We start from the raw sequence: 17835 nt of genomic DNA, 5'->3' as shown, positions 1-17835 counted from the left end.
CTCTATTTTCGTGCCTTTTTATCATACTATTCAGTCGGAAGTAAGTACAAGAAAAAAAGCAGGCACGTATGCTATATTTAACTTATGGAAATTCGAAAGGATGTTTAACTATGGTAAAAAGTATTGTCATTGCTGAAAAACCTTCTGTGGCACGTGATATTGCGCATGTGCTAAATTGTAATAAAAAAGGAAACGGGTATCTTGAAGGAAATAAATATATCGTTACGTGGGCACTAGGACACCTAGTTACACTTGCTGACCCAGAAAGTTATGATGTGAAATATAAAACTTGGAATTTAGAAGATCTGCCTATGCTGCCGGAGCGTTTGAAATTGACCGTAATTAAGGAGACGGGAAAACAGTTTAATACTGTTAAAAGTCAACTGGTTAGAAATGATGTCAATGAAATAATCGTGGCTACAGACGCAGGGAGAGAGGGAGAATTAGTCGCACGTTGGATTATTGATAAAGCAAAAGTCAATAAACCAATTAAACGCCTATGGATCTCATCTGTTACGGATAAAGCGATTAAGGACGGCTTTGCAAACTTGAAGCCCGGAAAGGCGTATGAAAATTTATATGCATCAGCTGTCGCACGTTCGGAGGCTGACTGGTATATCGGTCTTAATGCAACACGTGCATTAACAACTAGGTTTAACGCACAGCTAAACTGCGGCCGTGTTCAAACACCTACTGTTGCGATGATTGCAGCGCGTGAGGACGAAATTAGAAACTTCAAAGCACAAACCTATTACGGCATTGAAGCCCAAACAGCTGACCAATTAAAGCTGACATGGCAGGATGTAAAAGGCAACAGCCGCAGTTTTGAAAAAGAGAAACTCGATGCGATTGTAAAAAAACTTGGTAAACAAAATGCCCTTGTGACAGAAATTGAAAAGAAACCTAAGAAGTCTTTTTCTCCAGGTCTATATGACTTAACAGAACTACAGCGCGATGCGAACAAAATCTTTGGTTACTCTGCAAAGGAAACGTTAAGCATTATGCAAAAGCTTTATGAGCAGCATAAAGTTTTAACGTACCCAAGGACAGACTCACGGTTTATCTCATCAGATATTGTTCCAACCCTACCAGAGCGTCTGAAGGCATGTGGAAGTGGTGAATATCGCTTACTAACAAGCAAAATCTTAAAAAAGCCTATCAAGGCTTCTAAATCTTTTGTGGATGATAGCAAGGTATCCGATCACCATGCGATTATTCCTACAGAAGGATATGTGAACTTTTCAGCTTTTACAGATAAAGAACGGAAAATTTACGACCTGGTGGTTAAACGCTTCTTAGCCGTATTATTCCCGGCATTTGAGTACGAGCAGTTAACGCTTCGTGCAAAAATTGGTGAGGAAAACTTCGTTGCTAGAGGAAAAACCATTTTATCGCTTGGTTGGAAAGAAGTTTACAATAATCGACTTGAAGAAGACGATGAAGGTGATGATCTGAAAGAACAGATTTTACCTCGAATCGAAAAGAATGACACATTAAACGTCAAACTAATCGCCCAAACATCGGGTCAAACAAAGCCGCCTGGTCGTTTTAATGAGGCGACATTACTGTCGGCAATGGAAAATCCAACGAAATATATGGATACGAAAAATAAACAATTAGCAGAAACCTTAAAATCGACCGGCGGGCTTGGTACTGTTGCGACACGTGCGGATATCATTGATAAGCTATTCAATTCATTCTTAATCGAAAAGCGTGGCAAAGACATTCATATGACTTCTAAAGGTCGTCAATTGCTGGATTTAGTGCCGGAGGAGCTTAAATCTCCAACTTTAACAGCTGAGTGGGAACAAAAGCTTGATCAAATTGCACATGGCAAATTGAAAAAAGAAGTGTTTATCAGCGAAATGAAGAACTATACAAAAGAGATAGTTGCTGAAATTAAAGCAAGTGATAAAAAATACAAGCACGACAATATTTCTACAAAAAATTGTCCAGACTGTGGTAAACCAATGCTTGAAGTGAATGGCAAAAAGGGCAAAATGCTCGTGTGCCAAGATCGGGAATGTGGACATCGTAAAAATGTTTCCCGCGTCACAAACGCACGCTGCCCAAAATGTCATAAACAACTTGAGTTACGTGGTGAAGGTGAAGGTCAAGTCTTTGCATGTAAATGTGGACATCGTGAAAAACTGTCCGCTTTCCAAGCACGCCGTCAAAAAGAATCTGGCGGTAAAGTGGATAAACGAACTGTACAAAAATATTTGAAAAACCAGCAGAAGGAGGAAGAACCTTTGAACAATGCGTTAGCAGAAGCATTAAAAGGGTTGAAATTTGATTAACAGCATACTTAAGGGGCTATTCATAAAGATTAAATATCTTTATGAATAGCCCTTTTTACATAAATACGGGAGGAAAGTACCGGTTATTTATAGATTAATCCAATAATATCCAGTAAATGTCGTAAGTATCGAAGAAGTGGTAGTAAGTACGCGAAAAGATGTCGTAAGTATCGAAAAAGTGGTAGTAAGTACGCGAAAAGATGTCGTAAGTATCGAAAAAGAGGTAGTAAATGCGTGAAAAGATGTCGTAAGTCTCCCAAAAGGGGTAGTAAGTACTCACTTTGATGTAGGAAGAAGCCCAAAGGGCCACTTTCCTTTCATATATTATCCTGCTAAAGCAATATCGTGTTAAAATTCAGAAAATTTAATTGACAGGGAGGGCTTTCCTAACATATGATAATTATCATAACGATAGTATATAGAATAGAATGGAATGATCCCTATGAGGCATCCCCAAAGAATGGTTCAAAATACAATATTATTTATAAAAGAGGCTGGAATCCAAATCTAAACAGATAAGGAATCCAGCCTCTTTCTTTATTATACTAAAGTGGTAGAGGAGCGGGATATATGATTACGTTAACAGGTGGAAGCTTAACATTAGAGCAAATGAAAGAAGTTTTATTTCGCGGGCAAAAGGTCCGTGCTTCAGAAAAAAGTATGGAAGCAGTCAAGAAGAGCCGGGAAGCAGTAGAAAGAATCGTTTCAGAATCAAGAGTAGTTTATGGAATCACAACGGGATTTGGAAAATTTAGTGATGTTCTAATCGATAAGGACCATGTGCAGGATCTACAGCTTAATTTAATTCGATCCCATGCCTGCGGAGTGGGTGAACCTTTCCCGGAGGTTGTCGCCAAAGCAATGGTTCTCCTCCGTGCAAATGCACTCTTAAAGGGCTATTCAGGAATAAGACCGCTTGTCATTGAAAAATTAATCGAGTTAGTGAATAGAGACATACTCCCTGTTATCCCACAGCAGGGTTCACTTGGTGCAAGCGGGGATTTGGCCCCACTTTCCCATCTTGCTTTAGTTTTAATTGGCGAAGGAGAGGTATTTTACAAAGGTAATCGCATCGATTCCCTTGATGCCCTGCAGCAGGAAGGAATTTTGCCTGTGACCTTGGAGGCAAAAGAAGGTCTTGCCCTTATAAATGGTACCCAGGCGATGACAGCCATGGGTGTTATTGGATACTTGGAAGCCGAGCAGCTGGCCCATGAGAGTGAGCTGATTGCGTCAATGACCATTGAAGGGTTAAATGGTATTATTGATGCCTTTGCAGATGAGGTTCATGTCGCAAGGGGCTATCAACAGCAGATTGATACGGCTGCAAGAATCCGCCACTACTTAAGCGATAGTTTATTAACGACACAACAGGGCGAGTTAAGAGTACAGGATGCCTATTCGCTTCGTTGTATCCCGCAGGTTCACGGTGCCTCTTGGCAAGTCCTTGATTATGTAAAAGAAAAATTAGAGATTGAAATGAATGCGGCAACAGATAATCCATTAATTTTTGATGATGGGGAAAAGGTCATTTCCGGAGGAAACTTCCACGGACAGCCGATTGCGTTTGCCATGGATTTTATGAAAGTTGCTGTTGCAGAACTAGCAAATATTTCGGAAAGACGAATTGAAAGACTGGTCAATCCACAGCTTAATGACCTGCCGCCTTTCTTGAGTCCTGAACCGGGCTTGCAATCGGGTGCAATGATTATGCAATATGCAGCGGCAGCTCTTGTTTCAGAAAATAAAACACTTGCCCATCCGGCCAGCGTTGATTCGATTCCTTCATCAGCGAACCAGGAGGATCATGTTAGCATGGGCACAATCGCTTCAAGACATGCCTATCAAATTATCCAGAATGCAAGAAGAGTCCTGGCGATTGAGTTGATTTGCGCAATGCAGGCAGTTGAAATTCGTGGTGTGGATAAAATGGCCAGCCACACGAAGACATTCTATGAAAAAGGACGCGAACAGGTTCTTTCCATTAAGAAAGACCGCATTTTCTCTAAGGATATTGAAAAAGCGGCCGAGTGGTTAAAAACGATGGAATTTTCCCATTTTATTAAAGGTGTAAGTATGGAAAAAGGACAATACTAAGGGTCTTAAGATAGGTAAAGGGAAAAGGCGTGAAGAATTCACGCCTTTTACTCTGTCTGGCTTGGCAGCAAGCGGGCAGTATCTCCCCGTGCATCCTCTTCCTCGATTCTATTTTTAAAAGCCTCTTGGGTTACTATGAATTCTTCATCCCCAATTGCTTCCTTTACATGCTTTTCCGTTAGGCTATCCTTAGGGAAATCACCGGGATGGTTCTTCTTCTTATGCTCAAAATGTTCACCACGTGCCAAACTAAAACACCCCTTTCGTCTTCGTATGTAGCATCTCCAAACATAACTGAAATATTTACTATCCTTCTGCAAAAAAAAAAAAGCTATGTGAAAGTGATATCTAAGAAATAGATTCACTCTTCACCAGCTTTTTCTGTTGGTTTATCCGGTTTGCATATACGATCGAGGAAAAAACCAGCAAATACAATAAATACAATCGGGATGGAGTAATTTAAAACATGAATAAAAGTCATAGCGCTGATCAACAACCCTCCACTCAAATATTTGTAATATTAGGTATATTTGTATATTGCTTACATTATATGCTAATTGTCACAAAATAGACAAATATTTTTATCATATGCGGGTAGGAAGTATTGACTTGAATTTCTAGTCTCTTTCTTGGTGAATAAATCAATAACCAGAATTTTGGGGCATTTGTAGATATATGGGATAGTTTGTTTATAAAAATAATTGGAAAATTTAATTAAATCGACAAAATACAACACATTACTATAAAAGGACTAGGTATAATTAACTTATACTTTAAATAAAGTAAAAGAATGATTATGTTAATCGGTGAGAATAAGTTTTATATGACGACAGAAAAAGGCAAACCTTTTGAAAGAATGGGACGCAAAGCCGAGGATCTACGGCAAGTGGTAGACTTGCTATGATGGCCGGGCTACCTTGAATACGATTTTGTATTTTAGGAGTGAGAAGAATGTTGCTTACAGACAAAGAGATGGAATTAATCGATGAGGAATGGTTTGCACTTATTTTAGAAGCAAAAGGACTTGGATTAACCAAAGAAGCAGTTCGAAAGTTCCTAAATCAAAATGGGGAAAAAGAGTTAATTACGAAGAATGGCTAGTACATACAAGAACATAAAAAGCATTCTCCAAAAAGTTTTAACTTTTTGTGGAATGCTTTTCTTCTTTGAATAAAAAAACCAACTATTGGTTGTTATTTTGATTTATCCGCCACTTATTAAATTCAAGGTAATCGCGAAATTGCTCCTTTGAAACACCAGAATTCATCGCTTCCTTGACCAGATTCATCCAATCAGTATCCAAATCATCTTGGTTTATTTGGTCATGGATTAAACCCTCCACAGGAATTTTCAATACGGCTGCAATCTTTTCCAGAAATTTTATAGAAGGATTCTTTTGCAGGTTTCTTTCAAGAGAACTTAAATAGGATTTAGCAACGCCTGCTTGTTCAGCAAGTTCGGAAAGGGACATTTTCTTTTCTAAGCGAAATTTTTTAACGCGATCACCAATCATTGAGTCTCACACACCTAGTAATTTGTATTTATACGTTAATTCTACCAAAAAGGTTGGAAAAGTACCATATTAAGAACAGTGAAATTTTACAAAACAGTGAACATTAATAAATATTTAATATAGATGACAATGCTTAGTGAAATTTTGAAAAAATAATTAGATAGAGTTAATATAAAGAGTGTTGCCAAATGCAAATCTAAACTAATGTATAATATTTCTTGTTTAGCATTGTGCTATGTCGAACCATTTTGCTGAGTATACATAAAAATAATCAAAAAGGAAGGGGACCCTCGTAAAATGATTGTCCTTAAATCACAACGTGAAATTGAAGCAATGAAAAAGTCAGGAGAAATATTAGCAGCCTGTCATCAAGAAATTGCAAAATTAATTAAGCCAGGTATTACAACTTGGGAGATAGAAGAGTTTGTGGATAAATTTTTATTGAAACATGGTGCTACTCCAGAACAAAAGGGCTATAGAGGCTATGAATACGCAACTTGTGCAAGTATTAATGACGAAATTTGCCATGGCTTTCCAAGAAAGGAACCGTTAAAGGAAGGCGATATTGTAACTGTAGATATGGTTGTCAAATATAATGGTGCATTAGCTGATTCGGCATGGTCTTATGCTGTTGGTAAGGTTTCGGAGGAAACAGATCATTTATTAAAAGTAACCAAGGAAGCACTGTACAAAGGGATTGAACAGGCCGTTCCTGGCAATCGAATCGGGGATATTGGCCACGCCATTCAAAAATATGTGGAGAGTGAGGGACTTTCTGTTGTTCGGGATTTTATCGGCCACGGAATTGGTGCAGTGATACATGAAAAACCAGATGTTCCCCATTACGGCCTCCCAGGAAAAGGGGCACGAATTAAGGAAGGGATGGTATTTACGATTGAACCAATGGTGAATGTCGGCAGATACCAAACAAAGATGGATGATAACGGCTGGACGGCAAGAACGATAGATGGTAAATATTCAGCGCAATATGAGCACACCATAGCAATTACTAAGGATGGTCCCATTATCTTGACTGAACAGAAGTAAACACAAAACCCGTTATTCTATTGGAATAACGGGTTTTGTGACTCCTTAAGAGATTATAGAGCAATCTAGTGTTGATAACGCTGATATAGTTATCTGAATCCAGCTTCAGCGCCCAGCGGCTAGTGGACTTCGCTCTTTTCCCTACGATAAGTCAAAGAGCTCCAGTCCATACGCCGCTAAACGGGCGCTTCCGTCTCTTGTTTCTATTTTTTTCTCAAACTTCCAAGTTCTTCAACTAATGCCTGCATTTCATTTGGACTAAACGAATTCTTTTTTAGCACCATATCATAAATTTCCTTTAATTCCTCGTACATTTCTTCATCGAAGTGGGAAGGTTTAATCGCCCCAAGGTTTAGAACCTTCAATTTTTCCTTTATTTGCTCAATCATATATTCGACATTTTCAATCGATTTTTCTGATAAATTCATTTCGGTCACCCTTTCCGAATTAATAATCCCATCTTTTCATGTTAAAAACTATCTGTCAATACAAACCTTCCTGAAACTTTTGATGTTAGTGGAAAAGGGGCGGAGCTCCGCAATAGCGAATCCGTTTATCCAAATTTAGCGAAAAGTGAACATTCTTCACTACGAATTAGGAAAGCCTTGCTACGCTCACACCGCCTTTATTAGATGAAGAAGGCTAGTCTCTGGATTATTTTAAGTGTAGATGGTGGCGTAGAAACGCCATCATAGTTTTGGTTCCGAAAAGAATGGGTATAAAGATGGCGGAGGACTTGCATAGGAATCTTAGATAAAGCAAAATAAAGATGAATAGTGTTATTAATTTCTTTTTAAACGTTTAATGATAATTATTGTGGCAGAAGGAGAATTTAAGATGACTAAGAAAAATCAGTTTTGGAAGGGAATGTTACTCGGGGCTATCGCTGGTGGTGTAATTAGCTTAATAGATAAACAAACCCGTCAGGCGATGAAAGAAAACATTCAGAATACATCCAATAAGGTAGTCTATATTGTGAGAAATCCGGGGGAAATAGCTGATAAGGTTAAAGAAACTGCAGCCAATTTAAAGACAACTGCCCAGCAGGTAAGTGAGGATATTTCCTATATTACAATGAAGGTTGACGAATTACGGGAACTTACACCTCAGGTAACAGACATTCTCAAGGAAACAAAGGATAGCTTCTCGAAGAATGAGAAAGAACACCCCCTAGATGAAGTGTTGGGGGCGGAAGCAAAAGTTCAGTAAAAAGGAGGGGAAGAAAATGAAAAAGAGAGTGGATGTGCGCTCTTCTTTACTAAGATTGCTATGGCATCGGATTAAAGAAGATGATCTGCCTGGACTAAGTGCGCAATTGGCCTATTATTTTCTACTTTCTCTATTTCCTCTACTGATTGTTTTATTTTCACTTTTACCCTATTTTCCAATTCCGCATCAGGATATGCTTGGAATGATTAAAGATTTTGCACCAGCGGAAGCCATGGCGTTAATTGAAAAAAATATCCAAGATATAATGAGTCATCGCAATGGCGGCTTATTATCCTTCGGAATCATTGGTACCCTTTGGTCGGCGTCCAACGGTATTAATGCAACGGTTCTGGCGTTTAATAAAGCATACAATGTGAAGGAAAGCCGCTCGTTTATCGTCGCAAGGGGTACGGCTATTTTGTTAACCTTTGGGATGATTTTTGTGTTAATTCTTGCGATTGTTCTGCCGGTATTCGGCAGGGAAATTGGCCTGTTCTTATTTTCAAAATTGGGCTATACCACGGAATTTATCAAGTTATGGAATACATTAAGCTGGCTTGTTAGCGCCATTATTTTATTCCTCATTTTTACTGGTTTGTATTGGATTGCACCAAATGTGAAATTAAAATGCCGCAGTGCTTTTCCAGGGGCAATATTTGCAACCATTGGTTGGATTATCTCCTCGATTGGCTTAACTTTCTATGCGGGAAATTTCAGTAACTACTCGCTCACATATGGGAGTATCGGGGCAATCATTGTGTTAATGATTTGGCTGTACATATCGGCCTTCATTATCATATTAGGCGGAGAAATCAATGCTTTTTATAGTGAGAAGAAACGAACCCATTGCTAATACTTTCCTTCATGAAATTGGCTGGTCTGTCCAAACTATGATGGAGGGATAACCTCACATCAAGGGAGGTTTCAAACAATGACAAAGAAAACTAAAAAAGATGGCGGTACAAAGCAAAAGGGAAAAGGCAGTAAAGGAAATAAAACCTCGGGGTCAGCAAATGGCTCTAATGGTTACCACTAAAAAGAAAAGCGGAAGTCCACTAGCCGCTGGGCACTGGAGCTGGACAGTTTTCAAAGTTGATATAAGATAACAAGAGCCGGGTGAATAATTACCCGGCTCTTCCATGTGTTTACGCTTTTAATAATCGGAGGCTGTTCAAAATAACAAGAATGGTGCTGCCTTCATGTCCGATTACACCATATGGCAAATCCAGTATCTGAAAGAAATTAGAGGCGATTAAGAGCATGATGACCGTAATCGAAAAAATAACATTTTGCTTGATAATTTTATTCATTCGTTGTGATAGATGAATGGCATCTGATATCCGGGGCAGATCATTTTTCATTAGCACAATATCAGCTGTTTCAAGGGCTACATCGGTTCCTTCGCCCATCGCAATTCCGACATTGGCAATCGCTAACGCGGGTGCATCATTAATTCCATCCCCCACCATCGCCACTGTTTTATACTTTTTCTTCAAGTTCTTTAGTTCTTCCACTTTCACTTCTGGCAGGCATTCGGCAAAAAATTCATCGACATGGCTATCGGCAGCAATGGCACGTGCTGTCTTCTCACTATCACCTGTAAGCATAATCGTGTGGATTCCTTGCCTTTTTAAATGGTCAATAGCAAGCTTCGTTTCTTCGCGGACAACGTCCATTAAGGCAATCATCGCACTGAGTTCTCCATTAATTTCAATAAAGACGAGGGTATTACCATGGCTTGCAAGGTCTTTTGCTTTTCCATCCGCAAACTTGTCGGCATTTTCTTTCCCAATGAATGCAGCTTTACCAATTTTCCATTGTTCGCCGTTTATTTCCGCTTTCACACCCCAGCCCGGTATATCCTCCAGACTGTCAGGATGAAATAATTCTTTGTTTATGGCCCGTTTCGCATATTTGACAATCGAAAGTGCGAGCGGGTGGTTAGAATAGCTTTCAATCGAAGCAGCTTTCCAGATTAGATCCTCTTTTTCAAGCCCTTCTTTGACAATTATTTCAGTTACTTCCGGTTTCCCTTTTGTAAGTGTCCCTGTTTTATCAAAGGCAATCGCCTCTAAATGGCCTAGATTTTCGAGATGGACGCCGCCTTTTACCAAAATTCCATGCTTTGCTCCATTCGAGATGGCCGATAAGGTGGCAGGCATAATTGAAGCCACAAGCGCACATGGCGATGCGACCACTAATAAAATCATTGCGCGATAGAAGGATTCATGCCAGCCCCAACCTAAAAGGAAGTGTGGTAGGAAAAACATCGAAAATACGACAACAAGGACAACCTTGACATAGGTACCTTCAAACCGTTCGATAAATTGCTGAGAAGGCGATTTTTCACTTTGAGCCGATTGAACGAGCTGAATGATTTTATGAAAAAGGGTTTCATCACTGGCTTTTGTCACTTGAACGGTAATCGAACCTGTCATGTTAACGGTACCGGCAAAAACCTCTGCCCCACCGCCTTTGGAGACTGGCATCGACTCGCCTGTTATCGCTGCTTCATCAATATTTGTTTGGCCCTTAATGATGGCCCCGTCTGAAGGAACACGCTCGCCAGGCTTAATCAGAATATGATCACCCACACGAAGCGCTGAAACGGACACTTTTTTTTCGTAACCGTTTGTAATGAGCAAAGCCTCTTCCGGTTGTAGCTTCATCAAAGAGGATATTTCCTTGCGACTTTTATTCATCGTGTATGTTTCAAGTGCTCCGCTCACTGCAAATATGAAAATTAACACCGCACCCTCTGTCCAATAACCAATAATAGCTGAACCAACTGCCGCAAAGATCATCAGCATTTCAACGTTTAGTTCTTTATTTTCATAAGTGGCTTCGATACCTTGTTTTGCCTTAGCAAACCCGCCAATCAAAAATGCCAGCAGAAAAGCAACGATGGAATCAGCACCATTCCCATATTTATCAAAGAGCCAGCCAGCGACAATCAATACCCCACTTAAACCAGCAGCAATTAATTCTATATGCGGTTTTACTTTTTCCAAGAAACCAACCTTCTGGATACCCTTTGCAAGGGCTTTTGCCTCGGAACTCATTGGTTCTCCCCCCTAATTGAGAAAAATAATCATAATCACTACCCCTAAAAAACACGAAAGCTGTCATCAATTGATGACAGCAGGACTCAGGCAAGATCTTATCTTTTTCTTTTATCTTACCACACATTTTATGCTTAGGATATGAATTTGCTCCTATTATGAATTTTGCTGTTCGAGCCTTAGATAGGTCTTTTTTCCAAAGGTAAAGATGATGAATGATAGAGCTAGGAGCATCGTACTTATAATATAAAAGAAACTTACACTTTGGAAAAACTTTATAAATAAACCGCCGATAATCGGGCCGCTTAAAGACCCTAGGCTGAAAAAAATGCCGCATAACAAATTTCCTGTCGGCAATAAGTCCCTTGGAACTAAGTCAGTCATATAGCTAATACCCAACGAGAAGGTAGAACCGACTACCATCCCCGAGATAAGGAACGCTATAAATAGACCAATAAAGGAATGTTCAAAAAAACTAGCGGCAGTAAAACTGAAAAATCCAAGGAATAGGACTGTCATTAAAATATTCCGCCGGCCGTACTGATCACTTAACATCCCTAATGGGAGCTGGGTAATAATACTGCCAATCGCAAACGCGGATAAAACCAGTGAGACGCTGGAAACATCTATATTCATTCTTAAGGCATAAACGGGAAAACTACCGTTTAAGGAAGATTCTAAAAAACCGTAGGAGAAGGGAGGTAAGAAGGCGACCCATCCATATTTTAATGCCTTTTTGAACTGTTTAATCGTGGCCAGAAAAGAATTGATATGTACTTCTTGTTCGGGAAATTCATTTTTCAAGGTAAAAACAAACGCCCATCCAATTAAACAGAGAAGCGATGAGACAATAAAGGGCAGTGCTTCATTGATGAGTACGAGTGGTGTCATTAACGGCCCCGTTGCAAAACCAATCCCAAAAAACAAACCATATAGGGAAATATTCCGCCCTCGTTTTTCGGCTGGAGATGATGATGTAATCCAAGTCTGTGTAGCAAAATGGAGGGCGTGATCGCCTATCCCAATCAGAAGCCGGAGTGCAAACCAAAACCAGAATGTTTTCCATAAGGGGAACAAAGCTAAGGAAACGAAAACAATAATTCCCCCGAAAATGATCACAGGCTTGTAGCCAAATTTGCGCAGCGGCTGTTCCATAAAGGGAGATACAAGCAGAATTCCTATATAAAGTGCCGTGGCATTGAGGCCATTTAATGAGGAAGATACACCACTTTTTTCAAAGATAACGGCGATAAGCGGCAGGAGCATTCCTTGGGAAAAGCCGGAAATGGCGACAATACTAACGAGTATCCAAAAGCGAGAGTGATTTTTATTCATACATGTCCCTTCAATCCTGGTATTTCTATGTTTAAAATTGTTTCAAAATGATGGTAACTAGAAATTTAGCCATTTGCAAGCAAAATTTTGCTAACAGGTAAGTTTAGGGGGAATTGGGTACAACATATATAGAAGAAAAGTGAAGAGACAAGATAAAGAGATGGAGGGAATAAGGTGATCAATAAGATTTTTATGCTGATGACCTTCATTGGGGTTCCGCTATCAGTCATTGGGACACTAATGCATTGGTCAAATATTGTCTTATTTATTCTTTATTGTTTAACGATTATTGCTTTAGCTAGTTATATGGGGAGGGCAACTGAAAGCCTTTCGATTGTTGCCGGACCGCGGATTGGCGGCCTGTTAAATGCCACCTTTGGAAATGCGGTGGAGCTGATTATTTCTATTTTTTCATTGAAGGCGGGTCTTGTCGGCATTGTCCTAGCTTCCTTAACCGGTTCCGTGTTAGGTAACTTACTTCTAGTCGCAGGACTGTCTTTTTTTATTGGCGGCGTAAAATTTAAGCGCCAGAAATTTAATGTGTTTGACGCAAGGCATAATTCTGGACTGCTGATGTTTGCTGTAATTATTGCCTTTGTCATCCCCGAAGTTTTTTCGATGAATATGAGTGAGTCCAAAACCCTCTCTTTAAGTATCGGGATTTCAATTATTCTGATTGCCCTATATATTGCTGCCTTATTTTTCAAACTGGTTACTCATCGCGGAGTTTATCAGCCGGATACAGAAAAGGCGGCGCATGAGGAAGAAACCCCCGAATGGGGCAAAGGAAGGGCTATGGCTGTACTATTTATTGCCACATTAGTTGTTGCTTATATTTCCGAGCATCTTGTTCATACCTTTGAGTATGTAGCAGAATCTTTCGGTTGGACGGAGTTATTTATTGGGGTTATCATTGTAGCTATCGTTGGAAATGCCGCTGAGCACGCTTCAGCAGTGATGATGGCTTATAAAAATAAAATGGATGTCGCTGTTGAAATTGCTATCGGTTCCACATTACAAGTAGCTATGTTCGTGTTGCCAGTGCTTGTGATTATTTCTCTCTTCTTTGAGCAGTCAATGCCATTATTATTCAGCTGGCAGGAATTAATCGCGATGGTTTCGTCGGTGCTCCTGATGGTCGTCATCTCCAACGACGGGGAATCGAATTGGTTTGAAGGGTTAACCTTACTCGCTTCCTACGTTATTATGGGCATTGGCTTTTACCTGCTATAAACGACAAAGACTCTAGCCAATTTTGGCCTAGAGTCTCATTTTTTTTAAAAGCCTTAACATGTATACAAATGTACGGGGTAAAGCATCATTGCTGTGCTATAATATAACAGCATCTAATAGGGTTCAAAATCAATCGCTTTTCTATGGGACCATCAATCACCAACCTTCATGTTAATTAGAAACAGGAAAAACACGAGTGTTGAATTTCATATAAGACGGGAATCCCAACCTCCTTATTGATAATGAATAAATGGTTAGCAGATTGATTACGGCCCTCCTTTATTTAAAAGGTTAAGTATATTATAATTTAAAATTCGAATCTTGTAAATAATCTGATTATTACATTTTCATTACTTTTTAAAGGAGTTAAAAATGAAATTATTTATTCGTTTATTATTTTTTATTATTGGTTTAGCTGTTATGACCTTCGGGGTTTGTATGACAATCAAAGTAGCAGATATTGGGGTAGGGGCATGGGATGCATTTAATGTAGCCCTGACCGAAAAGCTAGGATTGTCGATTGGAAAATGGGTGATGATTGATGGGGCAGTTTTAGTCATTGTAAATTCGCTTTTATTAAAAAGAAGACCAGCCATCCTTTCACTTTTGACGATTATCATTATCGGTTCTTTGGTTGACTTTTGGCTGGTTACTGTCTTTGACTTATTTAAGGTGGAAGGGTTAATGGCTAAAATAGGAATGTTACTAGTTGGCATCTTAATCATTGGAATAGGAGCGGCTGTTTATTTGCAGGCGAAATTCCCGCAAAGCCCCATAGATAATTTTATGCTGGCAATAAAAGAACGTTTTCGTGTTAATTTAATGATGGCAAAAACGATTGGTGAAATTACCGCCTTAATTCCGGCCTTCTTTTTAAATGGGCCTATTTCGTACGGAACGATTATCATCACTTTTACAGTAGGACCTGCTATCCAGCTGTTTTTTCCATTCTTTGAAAAATCAATGCAGCGCCTTCAAGCAAAATATTGAAATTAATTGCTTGGATGGATAATATTTATCAACTCCGAAAAAACTACTAGCAGACTGAATTTTGCTATTAGTGAAGGGAGTTAAACAAATGAAGAAAAATATAGCTGTACTTATGACAATGCTATTAATGTTAACTTTTATCCCGTCTGCTTTTGCCCAAAAAGCTCAGGTGAAAAAGGACCCTGTAAAATATCAAGTTCCCGCCTCGGTGCGGAATATCTCAAAAGAAAATACGTATCCGAATTCAACGCAGGATCTGCCATTCTTGCAGCCGAGTGATTTAACCAAAAAGTTAATCAATTCTTCGAAGGTTAAAATCGAAAATCCTGATTTGATTCGAATGCTCAATGAGTCAAGTATTAACAGCACCCCGTTTGCGATTGGTTACCGTGCCATTGTTTACCTTGGCCAGTGGCCACTGAATTACGAATCAGCGGAGACATCTCCCAATTGGGAATTTCAAAAAATTAACACCAATTATTTTGATAACCGCGGCAGTAAAGTGCCATATCAATTTAAGTATGTTCAAGAGGCCCAAAAGTTTGTTAGGGGCGGGCTGACAGCGAAAATTGCTAATGCGGAAGATGTGAAAAAAATGATGCTTTTAAAAGCTATGGAAAAGACCCATTTTCCGCTCGCATTTGAAACGATTATCGGAGCAGGAACGAAGAATGATCATATTTATAACATTCCTGCCAATCGCTTAGGCTACTTATACGCGTATGCACCTGCTGTAAGTGAAAAAGGCAAAGTAACTTACGGTGAAGTTTATTTAATGCTAAAGGGAAATAAAAAGTTAATCGTCATTAAAAACGTAACATCACAGGGTATTGGTGCCTGGATTCCCGTCCAGGATTATGTTTCCTTTGGCTTTGCTTCATCGGAAAGGCCGCGATGAATTTTGCAGTTTGGGACTCCTCAGAGCGAGGAGTCTTTTTAATAATTGGGCAAAATAATAAGAATCCATTGTCAAAGTCAAAATAGTTAGGTAGGATGAAAACGTTAGGAAAGGAGTGAACGAACGTGGGCAGCCCGACAAATGATAAAAATTCACAGGTCAACTTTTTAAAGACGCGCTTAAATATGTTTATCGACGTGCTCGATGCCATTGATCCGGAAGATACGGATCTTGAGGATATTGACCGCTTAATCTCCATGCTTGATGACATGGAATCTAAATGCAGGGAATTTAATAACCGTGATGTGAGCGAGTCTGTTTAATGTGCAGGCTCTTTTTCTTTGGATGAAAATCCCTCCGACTTTTGTGTAATCGGTTGCAAGCTTATTCTTTAAATATAGTGACTATAGGAGTATAATGTACACGAACAAAAAGTTGTAAAATTTAAATAGATTGATTTTTTGGAGGGGTACTCGAATTGAATATTGAAAAATTTCAAGAAAGCATGTATAAGCTTGTAGTTGACACTTCTACTAAACTTCCAAAGGATGTCCGCCGGGCAGTTAAGGCGGCTAAAGAACAAGAAAATGCCGGTACGAGTGCAGCGATGAGCCTTGCTACCATCACGAACAATATCAAAATGGCAGACGACCAAGTTTCACCGATCTGCCAGGATACAGGTTTACCAACGTTTAAAATTAAAACGCCTGTTGGTGTGAACCAAATAGAATTAAAAGAGGCGATTCGAAATGCAATTGTTCTTGCTACAAAAGAAGGGAAATTGCGTTCAAATGCAGTTGATTCACTGACAGGCAAAAATAGCGGCGATAATCTTGGTATTGGGGTACCGGTTGTTAAATTTGAACAATGGGAAAAGGATTATATCGATGTCCGTTTGATTTTAAAAGGCGGCGGCTGTGAAAATAAAAACATTCAATACAGCCTTCCATGTGAATTAGAAGGCCTAGGTCGTGCTGGCCGAGACCTTGACGGTATCCGCAAGTGTGTCATGCATTCCGTTTACCAGGCGCAAGGACAAGGCTGCAGCGCTGGTTTCATAGGTGTAGGCATTGGTGGCGATCGTTCCTCCGGCTATGATTTGGCAAAAGAGCAATTATTCCGCTCTGTGGAAGATGTGAATCCAAACGAGGACCTTCGCAAGCTAGAAGAGTATGTGATGGAAAATGCTAATAAATTGGGAATTGGAACGATGGGCTTTGGCGGCGAAGCAACCCTTCTTGGCTGTAAAGTCGGTGTCATGCACCGTATTCCAGCCAGCTTCTTTGTTTCAGTGGCTTACAATTGCTGGGCATTCCGCCGTTTAGGTGTGAGCGTTGATGCTGCGACAGGTGAAATTAATGAGTGGCTGTACCAGGACGGTGAATTCATTGATTTTGCTGATGGCGAGGCTGAAAAAGAAACAGCTGCTTCCACTTCTGAAGACGTAATTACTTTAGAAGCGCCGATTACGGAAGAGCAAATTCGTGCATTGAAAGTCGGAGATGTTGTTCAAATTAACGGATTGATGTACACAGGCCGTGACGCCATTCACAAGTATTTAAGCGACCATGATGCACCAGTTGATTTGAATGGACAAGTAATTTATCACTGCGGTCCAGTTATGCTTAAGGACGAGGCTGGTGTGTGGCATGTGAAGGCTGCCGGTCCAACAACAAGTATTCGTGAGGAGCCGTACCAAGGCGATATCATGAAGAAGTTCGGGATCCGTGCTGTGATCGGTAAAGGCGGAATGGGACCTAAGACTTTGGCGGCTTTGGAAGAACATGGCGGCGTTTATCTTAACGCTATCGGTGGGGCGGCGCAATATTATGCCAACTGTATTAAAGGGGTCGACGGTGTTGATTTGATGCAATTTGGTATTCCAGAAGCGATGTGGCATCTCCAGGTAGAGGGCTTCACCGCTGTTGTTACTATGGATTCGCACGGAAACAGCTTGCATGCGGACGTTGACAAATCTTCTTTGGAAAAATTAGCTCAGTTTAAGGATGCGGTTTTTAAATAGGGTTTTTGTATGGGTAGGCGCTGGTTGGGCGCCTATTCTTTTTTTGCTCTTTTTTAAAATAGGTATCTGGTGTTTTGAAGGGGGAGGTTCCAATTAATATCCAGGAAATGTCGTAAGTTTTGTAAAAT

At 39.9% G+C, this 17835-nt stretch carries 16 protein-coding genes and 1 riboswitch; of the genes, 11 read left to right on the top strand and 5 right to left on the bottom strand.

The window, feature by feature from the left end:
- Positions 1-110 precede the first annotated feature (110 nt).
- Together BSO02S_RS15995 and hutH are read left to right on the top strand one after the other, a co-directional pair.
- Positions 111-2300: a DNA topoisomerase III gene (locus BSO02S_RS15995; protein WP_066069414.1), complete on the top strand. Its 2190-nt coding sequence runs from the start codon at positions 111-113 to the stop codon at positions 2298-2300.
- Positions 2301-2870: 570 nt separating this feature from the next.
- The gene (hutH, locus tag BSO02S_RS15990; protein WP_066069411.1) at positions 2871-4397 is read left to right on the top strand and encodes a histidine ammonia-lyase; all 1527 of its coding nucleotides are present in this window, start codon (positions 2871-2873) and stop codon (positions 4395-4397) included.
- Positions 4398-4444: 47 nt separating this feature from the next.
- Here hutH and BSO02S_RS15985 read toward each other — a convergent pair whose 3' ends face one another.
- Positions 4445-4645 carry a hypothetical protein gene (locus BSO02S_RS15985; protein WP_066069408.1) on the bottom strand — a complete coding sequence of 67 codons (201 nt, stop codon included), beginning with the start codon at positions 4643-4645 and terminating at the stop codon, positions 4445-4447.
- Positions 4646-5225: 580 nt separating this feature from the next.
- A riboswitch (cyclic di-GMP riboswitch) is annotated at positions 5226-5317 on the top strand.
- A 31-nt stretch (positions 5318-5348) separates the two neighbouring features.
- Here BSO02S_RS15985 and BSO02S_RS26425 point away from each other — a divergent pair.
- The gene (locus BSO02S_RS26425) at positions 5349-5498 is read left to right on the top strand and encodes an anti-repressor SinI family protein (protein ID WP_084375050.1); all 150 of its coding nucleotides are present in this window, start codon (positions 5349-5351) and stop codon (positions 5496-5498) included.
- 82 nt (positions 5499-5580) lie between these two features.
- Here the strand turns inward: BSO02S_RS26425 and BSO02S_RS15980 are convergent, their stop codons facing one another.
- Positions 5581-5910, bottom strand: coding sequence for a helix-turn-helix domain-containing protein (locus tag BSO02S_RS15980; RefSeq protein WP_066069405.1), 330 nt, complete (start codon positions 5908-5910; stop codon positions 5581-5583).
- Positions 5911-6207: 297 nt separating this feature from the next.
- On the opposite strand from BSO02S_RS15980, the gene map reads away from it, so the two are divergent.
- Positions 6208-6957, top strand: coding sequence for a type I methionyl aminopeptidase (gene map, locus BSO02S_RS15975; RefSeq protein ID WP_066069403.1), 750 nt, complete (start codon positions 6208-6210; stop codon positions 6955-6957).
- A gap of 203 nt (positions 6958-7160) precedes the next feature.
- On the opposite strand, the gene BSO02S_RS15970 is transcribed toward map, so the two are convergent.
- A complete protein-coding gene (locus BSO02S_RS15970; protein ID WP_066069400.1) occupies positions 7161-7385 on the bottom strand; it encodes a DUF1128 domain-containing protein in 225 nt (74 codons plus the stop codon).
- A 409-nt stretch (positions 7386-7794) separates the two neighbouring features.
- Between BSO02S_RS15970 and BSO02S_RS15965 the strand changes: the two genes are divergently transcribed.
- Positions 7795-8166, top strand: coding sequence for a YtxH domain-containing protein (locus BSO02S_RS15965; protein ID WP_066069397.1), 372 nt, complete (start codon positions 7795-7797; stop codon positions 8164-8166).
- Positions 8167-8182: 16 nt separating this feature from the next.
- Complete coding sequence (locus tag BSO02S_RS15960; protein ID WP_066069394.1) at positions 8183-9019, top strand: YihY/virulence factor BrkB family protein; 837 nt, start codon at positions 8183-8185, stop codon at positions 9017-9019.
- 292 nt (positions 9020-9311) lie between these two features.
- Here the strand turns inward: BSO02S_RS15960 and BSO02S_RS15955 are convergent, their stop codons facing one another.
- Together BSO02S_RS15955 and BSO02S_RS15950 are read right to left on the bottom strand one after the other, a co-directional pair.
- Complete coding sequence (locus BSO02S_RS15955; protein WP_066069391.1) at positions 9312-11228, bottom strand: heavy metal translocating P-type ATPase; 1917 nt, start codon at positions 11226-11228, stop codon at positions 9312-9314.
- A gap of 156 nt (positions 11229-11384) precedes the next feature.
- Positions 11385-12563: an MFS transporter gene (locus tag BSO02S_RS15950; protein WP_066069388.1), complete on the bottom strand. Its 1179-nt coding sequence runs from the start codon at positions 12561-12563 to the stop codon at positions 11385-11387.
- A 174-nt stretch (positions 12564-12737) separates the two neighbouring features.
- Here BSO02S_RS15950 and cax point away from each other — a divergent pair, with 174 nt between their 5' ends.
- From cax to BSO02S_RS15925, 5 genes are all read left to right on the top strand, one after another.
- Entirely contained in the window at positions 12738-13796 is a 1059-nt protein-coding gene (cax, locus tag BSO02S_RS15945) for a calcium/proton exchanger (protein WP_066069385.1), read from the top strand.
- A gap of 372 nt (positions 13797-14168) precedes the next feature.
- Positions 14169-14786: a YczE/YyaS/YitT family protein gene (locus BSO02S_RS15940; protein WP_066069382.1), complete on the top strand. Its 618-nt coding sequence runs from the start codon at positions 14169-14171 to the stop codon at positions 14784-14786.
- An 88-nt stretch (positions 14787-14874) separates the two neighbouring features.
- Positions 14875-15684, top strand: coding sequence for a YfkD famly protein (locus BSO02S_RS15935; protein ID WP_066069379.1), 810 nt, complete (start codon positions 14875-14877; stop codon positions 15682-15684).
- Between the two features lie 125 nt (positions 15685-15809).
- Positions 15810-16007 carry an SE1561 family protein gene (locus tag BSO02S_RS15930; RefSeq protein ID WP_066069376.1) on the top strand — a complete coding sequence of 66 codons (198 nt, stop codon included), beginning with the start codon at positions 15810-15812 and terminating at the stop codon, positions 16005-16007.
- Between the two features lie 155 nt (positions 16008-16162).
- A complete protein-coding gene (locus BSO02S_RS15925; protein ID WP_066069373.1) occupies positions 16163-17707 on the top strand; it encodes a fumarate hydratase in 1545 nt (514 codons plus the stop codon).
- Positions 17708-17835: the final 128 nt, after the last annotated feature.

The organism is Neobacillus soli NBRC 102451 (assembly GCF_001591665.1).
GTDB classification, from domain to species: domain Bacteria; phylum Bacillota; class Bacilli; order Bacillales; family Cytobacillaceae; genus Neobacillus; species Neobacillus soli.
This window is presented reverse-complemented; position numbering and strand designations above follow the sequence as displayed.